Raw genomic sequence first — 6,000 nt, 5'->3', positions numbered from 1 at the left:
ACGAGCCGCTGGTCGACTACATCTCACCCACCGGCGGCGGCTACTTCTTCGTCCTGCCCGGCGTCCGGGACGACGCCGACTGGCTCGGCCGCGGGCTGCTGGCGAGCTGACGACACGCCGGTCCGCCCCTCGGACGTCCGAGGGGCGGACCGGGTGGTCAGTTGGGCGAGCCGTCGGTCCCGGTCCGCCAGGCCTCCAGCCCGGCCAGCGATGCGGCCCTGGCCTGGTGCAGCTTGCGGGTCGCCAGCTCGCTGGGCGGGGTGTCCAGCTGCCGTACCCAGCCGCGTCCGGCGGAGGCCAGTGCCGCGCCGACGATCACGGTGCCGGTCAGCCCGATCAGCGCGCCGGCCCCGGTGAGCGCCGCGCCGGCGATGAGCAGGTGTCGGTTGACCTGGAAGCCGCCGATGAAGTTCTGATTGGTCGCCATGCTCCAACCATCGGCGAAGCCTGTTCCGCGCGCACCCGGAGTACTCCGCCGGAGCGGTTCGCGGGGCCCGTCCGGCCCCGGGCGCGCCGAGCGGGCGCACCCGGCGCAAGGGCTCTAAGGTCGCGGGCGAAGGCTCTCTCCAGGAGGACGCCATGACCGGACCAGCGCACCTCGATCTCCGGGCGCTCGCCGACGAACACGCGGCGAAGGCCGCCGCCAGCCCGCACGGCCGCAGCGCGCACCTGCTGCTGCACGACGGCGTACTGCGGCAGACGATCATCGCCCTGACCGCCGGCTCCTCGCTGGACGAGCACAACGCACCGGCCGCCGCGAGCCTCCAGGTGCTGCGCGGACGGGTCTCGCTGACCATCGCGGGCCGGCGCCAGGAGCTGGCGGCCGGTCAACTGCACCCCGTTCCGCAGGAGCGGCACGGGCTGCTCGCGCACGAGGACGCGGTCGTGCTGCTGACCACCGTGACGGTCTGACGCCCCGGGGCCGGGGCGGCCTCGTCCGGGCGGTCCGGGCCCGGGCGGCGTCCGTCACCGGGCAGCACGCGGTCCGCCCCCGGGTTGCGCGGTCCGAGCGGCGTCCGGGTGGTTCAGCCGGACGGGTGGCGGCCGAGTACCCGCTCGGCGGCGAGTTCCAGCCCCCGGAGGAAGTCCGGCCCGCTCGGGGCCCGCTCGGAGTCGAGCAGCCACTGCACGGCGTAGCCGGCCAGCAGGGCCTGGTAGAAGGTGCCGAGCAGCAGCTCCTCCTCGGTGTCGGGGACCTCCCGTACCCCCTGGAACATCGCGGAGACCGCCAGTCCGGCCATCCGCTGGACGCCGCCGAGCGCCTCCTTCAGCTCCGGGGTCCGGTCGATCTGCGCGATCGCCTCGTACTGCGCCGCCCAGAGCCCCCGGAACTCGACGAAGGTCTCGCCCACCCGGTCCCAGGTCGCCGTGAAGCGCTCCTCGGGGGTGGCCGCGTCGTCCGCGTCCCGCTGGACCGCCGCGTCCACCGCCGCGCCCCACTCCCCGGTGGCCTCCATCATCGCCGCGTTGAGCAGCGCCTCCTTGGAGCCGAAGTGGTACCCGATCGCCGCGAGGCTGACGCCTGCGGCGGAGGCGATGTCCCGGGCGGTGGTCCGCCCGTAGCCCTTCTCGAACAGGCAGCGCTTGGCACCGGCCAGCAGGTCTTCACGGTTTCCCATGGGCCGAGCCTAGGACAGGATCTGTACGGATGTCTTGCACGACGGAGTAAGACGTCCGTACAACGCGACGCGGCCCGGGCCGCCGGCCAAGTGGCCAAGGCAACACACCTGTTCATCGCCGGTGCGACTTCTGCTCTTTGACCACCGTTTCCCGGCCGGTGTATACGTTCGGAGCTCGCGCCAGGCATACTGGCCAGGGGCCGGGCAAGCTCGTCCGGCTCTGAAACGGCGAGAATTCCGAAGGGACCGGTGGTCAGGGATGCTGCGGAACGGTCTGGAGCCCTGGCACCTCCTGGTGGTGCTGGCTGTGATCATCCTGCTGTTCGGCTCGAAGAAGCTGCCCGAGATGGCGCGGGGGCTCGGCAAGTCAATGCGCATCCTGAAGGCCGAGACCAAGGCCCTGCGTGAGGACGACGCCCCCGGCGAGGGGAACGGCACCGCCGCCTCCACCCCGGCGGATCAGCCCCGTCCGGCGGTGAGCCCGGTGAACGTCACCAAGGCCGAAGAGCCCAGCAAGTCGGCGACGAACATCTGAGTCGGACACCACACCGACATTCCGAGCCCCTGCCCCGTCAGCTGACGGGGCAGGGGCTCAGGTCGTTTCCGGGGCCGCCGCTGCTGCGGCGCGGGCCCGCTCAGTTGCCGTTGAGCCAGTCCAGGAGGGCGCCCTGGTCGGCCTGGCCCGTGCCGCTCTGGTCCGACTGCCCCTGGGAGGGGGCGGCCTGCGGGTGTGCGTTCAGCAGCGGGTTGAGCTTGCTCAGCCAGTTCTGGGTCGTGGCGGCGTCCACCGCCCGCTTCCTGACGAGGTCGCGGATCAGCCGCTGGGCGTTGCGCAGCGCGGGGTCGGCGTCCTGCGGCTGGTGGTCGGCCAGCGCGGCGGAGGCGTCGTCCAGGTAGCCGAGCAGCTCGCTCTGCTTGTCGCGCTCCTTGGTGAACTGCGCCTGCGCGACGGCGGCGCGGAGCGCGGCGAGCGCGGCGGCCGGGCCCGGCTTGGCGCTGGGCGTCGGGCTCGCGCTGCGGCTCGCCGACGGCGTGGCGGCGGAGGGCTGGGCGGCCGGGGTTACGGCGGCTGGGGCGCTGCCGGCCGGAGCGGCCTTGGCCGTGCTCGTGGCGGGCGAGCCGCCGAAGGCGAAGGCGGCGATCGCCGCCGCGCCCGCCACGACGGCGAGGCCGATCCCCACCGGCAGCAGCGGGCTCCGGCGCGACGCACGTACCCGGTCCGCCGACGGCTCGGACGGCGACCCCGTCGGTGCCATCGGCGGCAGCGGCGGCAGCGGCGGCAGCACCGAGGTGCGCTGCGGATCCTGGTAGGCGGGGAAGCCCCCCGAGGGGGCGCCGTGGGCGGGGAAGGCCTGGGTCGCCGGGAACGGGGCGAACGGGGGTGCCGCCGGGAGTACGACCGGGGGCAGGGCCTGGGTGGGGGCCAGCAGCTCGGCGGTCCGGTCCGGGGTGGCGGCGGCGGGCAGGGCGGCCAGGAGTTCGGCCCGGGCCGCGGCCGCGTCGGCGGGGCGGTCCGCCGGGTTCTTGGCGAGCAGGCGCAGCACGGCGGCGTCCAGGGCCGGCGGCACCTCGGGGCGGCGCAGCGAGACGGGCGCGGGCTGCTCGCTGACGTGCTTGAAGGCGATCGCCACCGGTGCGTCGGCGGTGAACGGCGGTTCCCCGGTGAGCATTTCGACCAGGACGCAGCCCAGGGCGTAGAGGTCGGCGCGGCCGTCCACCTCGGAGGCCGTGGCCTGCTCGGGCGAGAGGTAGGCGGCGGTGCCGAGCACCGTGGCGGTCTGGGTCAGCTGGGAGCTGGACGAACTCGCTCTGGCGATACCGAAGTCGACGACCTTCACCCCGCCGTCGCCGCTGATCATGATGTTGCCGGGCTTGATGTCCCGGTGCACCAGACCGGCGGCGTGCGCGACCTCCAGCGCCTCGCAGACCGCCGCGGCGATGCCGACGGCCCGCTCCAGCGGCAGCCCGCCCCGGGCTGCCTGCTGGTGTCCGGCCGGGCGGCCCTCGGCGAGCAGCTGGCTGAGCGAGTGGCCGTTCACCAGCTCCATCACGATGTACGGCGAACCCTGGTCCACGCCCGAGTCGAAGACCATGACGATGCGCGGGTGCGCGAGCATCGCCGCGTGCTGGGCCTCGCGGCCGAAGCGTTCGGCGAACCGCGGGTCGTCGGCGAGGCCGCCGTTGAGCACCTTGACCGCCACCGGCCTGCCGAGCACCCGGTCGTACCCCCGCCAGACGGTGGCCATGCCGCCGACGCCGAGTATCTCCGTAAGTTCGTAACGCCCGTTCAGCGCGCGTCCGATCACCTGGCACCGCTCCCCTCAGTTCCGCCGGCCGGAGGCTTCGGGTCGCCTCGTGCACCTGTGCACGATAGCCGCCGCACCCGTCGGCCATCGAACGCCCTTGGGAGCTCGGCGAGTACGCCCGGCGCACGCCTCCCGGCCCCGGCCCGGGGGCGTGCCGGGCGGGCGGTGGACACGGGGGAGCCCACCGACCGCCCGGGGTCTTGGGGTCAGCGCAGGGCTGCTCCACCGACGAGGCCGGGCAGCGCGGGCAGGGCGCCGTCCGGCGTGCCCGTCCTGCCGGGCGGGGTGCTCCTGGGCCGCTCGGCGGTGGGGCCGGCGCTCGGCTCGTTGCCCTGGCCGCCGTTGCCCTGGCCGGACCTGGCGATGACGGCCTTGCAGTACGCGTCGACGTGGTCCAGTCCGCCCGAGACCGCGAGCAGCGGCGCGAGCAGCGGCTCGGCGAGCAGCTGCCGGGTCTTGCCGCCGGCCGCCTCCCGGTCGACGAGCGTCTCGCAGAGCCGGACGAGCTGCGCGGTGGTCTGCTCCCGTACCGGGCCGCTCGAACGGCCCGGTGCGTCCGGGCCCGAGCTGTCCTGGCCGGGGCCGGCCGAGGTGCCCGGGTGGTCCGGGTCCGCCGAGGAGCGGTCGGTGCTCTCGTCGGAGGGTTTCGGGGTGCCGGTCGCCCCGGGCCCGTCGGAGGCGCGGCCGGAGCCGGGGCCGTCGGAGCCGGGAGCCGTACCGGTGCCCGAACGGCCCGGCAGGACGCGGGCCGGCGAGGACGTGGTGACCGGGGTCTGCCGGGCGGTCGGCGTGGTGTCGCCGGCGGGGCTCCCGCCCAGCGCGACGGGCAGCGCCCCGGTACCGGCCGCCACCGCCGCCACCGCGACGCCGCCGATCGCGGTGATGGCGAACGCGGCGAGCACGGCCTTCAGGCTGAAGGCGCGGGTCGGCGCGGCGCCGGCCATCGTGCGCCTGCGGGTCTCGTGGGCCGGGGCGCGGCGCGCCTCGCGGAAGGCCGCCATCGCCTGCCGCTCCCCCGGCAGCTCGGCGTCCCCGGTCGGCGGGGCGGCGGCAGCGGCGGCGAGCAGCCCGGCCAGCGCGGAGTGACCGGCGACGGGGGCCTGACCGGCCGACGAGCCGACCACGGCACCGCCGAGCAGCTGCTCGGCGGTGTCTCGGTCGATCCGGCGGGATCGGTTGGTGCTCATCTCATGTCCTTCAGCGTCGCGGCCCGAGGTTGTGTCACACCTTGCGGAGAATTTCCTGAAGAAGCCGGAGAGGTTCCTGAGTGGACGCCGCGCACCGGGCGGGCGGCCTGCGGAGGGACGGCCGGCGGCGCGGCCCCGGCCCGCGCCGGTACCCCGCCGGCGGCCCCGCCGGTCGGCTCCAGCAGCTTCGCGAGCTTGCGCAGGCCCCGGTGGGCCGCCATCCGGACGCTGCCGGAGCGCTTGCCGAGCACCTGGGCCGCGCTCTCCGCGTCCAGCCCCAGCACCACCCTGAGCAGCACCGCCTCGGCCTGGTCCCGGGGCAGCCGGGAGATCAGCGCGAGGGCGTCCGAGGTCGCGACGGCGTCGAGGGCGGTGCCCGCCGTGTCCTCGGCCGCCACCAGTTCGGCCAGGTACTCGAAGGGGAGGTCGGCCGTCGGGCGTCGCCGCACCCGGCGCAGGTGGTCCATCGCACGGTTGCGGGCGATGGTCGCGGCCCAGCCCCGGAAGCCGTCGCCGTCGCCGCTGAAGGTGCCCAGGTCGCGGGCGATCTGCAGCCAGGCCTCGGAGGCGATGTCCTCGGCGTCCTCCGGACCGCCGCCGACCAGCACCCGGAGGTAGCGGAGCAGGCCCGGCTGCACGGTGCGGAACAGCAGCCGGAAGGCCTCCTCGTCACCGTCCTGGGCCGCCCGTACGGCTGCGGCGAGGTCGGCCCGCTCGCCCGGCGAGCCCTTCGCGCCCGGCTCACCGGGCTCGTCCGGATCGTCCGCTTCGTTCATCCCGCCCCTCCCGCCCGGCAGCGGGCCGGCCGGCGGCCGGGCGGGCGGCCCGCCCGCGGGCTCGCCGGGCGGGTACGGAAGGTCCTGCGGTGTCGGCCGCCCCACTGGGGTC

At 75.6% G+C, this 6,000-nt stretch carries 7 protein-coding genes; 2 read left to right on the top strand and 5 right to left on the bottom strand.

Annotation, left to right across the window (positions count from 1 at the left end; translation table 11 throughout):
- Positions 1-157: 157 nt before the first annotated feature.
- Positions 158-427, bottom strand: coding sequence for a hypothetical protein (locus ABD330_RS10070; RefSeq protein ID WP_344463098.1), 270 nt, complete (start codon positions 425-427; stop codon positions 158-160).
- A 152-nt stretch (positions 428-579) separates the two neighbouring features.
- On the opposite strand from ABD330_RS10070, the gene ABD330_RS10065 reads away from it, so the two are divergent.
- A complete protein-coding gene (locus ABD330_RS10065; RefSeq protein WP_344463096.1) occupies positions 580-912 on the top strand; it encodes a cupin domain-containing protein in 333 nt (110 codons plus the stop codon).
- Positions 913-1,025: 113 nt separating this feature from the next.
- Here ABD330_RS10065 and ABD330_RS10060 read toward each other — a convergent pair whose 3' ends face one another.
- Entirely contained in the window at positions 1,026-1,619 is a 594-nt protein-coding gene (locus ABD330_RS10060) for a TetR/AcrR family transcriptional regulator (protein WP_344463094.1), read from the bottom strand.
- 259 nt (positions 1,620-1,878) lie between these two features.
- Here ABD330_RS10060 and tatA point away from each other — a divergent pair, with 259 nt between their 5' ends.
- Complete coding sequence (gene tatA / locus ABD330_RS10055; protein ID WP_344463092.1) at positions 1,879-2,154, top strand: Sec-independent protein translocase subunit TatA; 276 nt, start codon at positions 1,879-1,881, stop codon at positions 2,152-2,154.
- 100 nt (positions 2,155-2,254) lie between these two features.
- Here tatA and ABD330_RS10050 read toward each other — a convergent pair whose 3' ends face one another.
- From ABD330_RS10050 to ABD330_RS10040, 3 genes are all read right to left on the bottom strand, one after another.
- Entirely contained in the window at positions 2,255-3,925 is a 1,671-nt protein-coding gene (locus ABD330_RS10050; RefSeq protein ID WP_344463090.1) for a protein kinase domain-containing protein, read from the bottom strand.
- A gap of 206 nt (positions 3,926-4,131) precedes the next feature.
- A complete protein-coding gene (locus ABD330_RS10045) occupies positions 4,132-5,112 on the bottom strand; it encodes a hypothetical protein (RefSeq protein WP_344463088.1) in 981 nt (326 codons plus the stop codon).
- Positions 5,109-5,888: an RNA polymerase sigma factor gene (locus ABD330_RS10040; protein ID WP_344463086.1), complete on the bottom strand. Its 780-nt coding sequence runs from the start codon at positions 5,886-5,888 to the stop codon at positions 5,109-5,111. The genes ABD330_RS10045 and ABD330_RS10040 overlap by 4 nt, the downstream gene beginning before the upstream one ends.
- Positions 5,889-6,000 lie beyond the last annotated feature (112 nt).

Origin of the sequence: Kitasatospora kazusensis, assembly GCF_039529945.1 — a bacterium.
In the GTDB taxonomy this organism is placed as follows: Bacteria; Actinomycetota; Actinomycetes; order Streptomycetales; family Streptomycetaceae; genus Kitasatospora; species Kitasatospora kazusensis.
This window is presented reverse-complemented; position numbering and strand designations above follow the sequence as displayed.

Bases quoted from the DNA above. Each gene is read 5' to 3' on its own strand.
- ABD330_RS10070 (WP_344463098.1), bottom strand. From the start codon at position 427: ATGGCGACCAATCAGAACTTCATCGGCGGCTTCCAGGTCAACCGACAC.
- ABD330_RS10065 (WP_344463096.1), top strand. From the start codon at position 580: ATGACCGGACCAGCGCACCTCGATCTCCGGGCGCTCGCCGACGAACAC.
- ABD330_RS10060 (WP_344463094.1), bottom strand. From the start codon at position 1,619: ATGGGAAACCGTGAAGACCTGCTGGCCGGTGCCAAGCGCTGCCTGTTC.
- tatA (WP_344463092.1), top strand. From the start codon at position 1,879: ATGCTGCGGAACGGTCTGGAGCCCTGGCACCTCCTGGTGGTGCTGGCT.
- ABD330_RS10045 (WP_344463088.1), bottom strand. From the start codon at position 5,112: ATGAGCACCAACCGATCCCGCCGGATCGACCGAGACACCGCCGAGCAG.
- ABD330_RS10040 (WP_344463086.1), bottom strand. From the start codon at position 5,888: ATGAACGAAGCGGACGATCCGGACGAGCCCGGTGAGCCGGGCGCGAAG.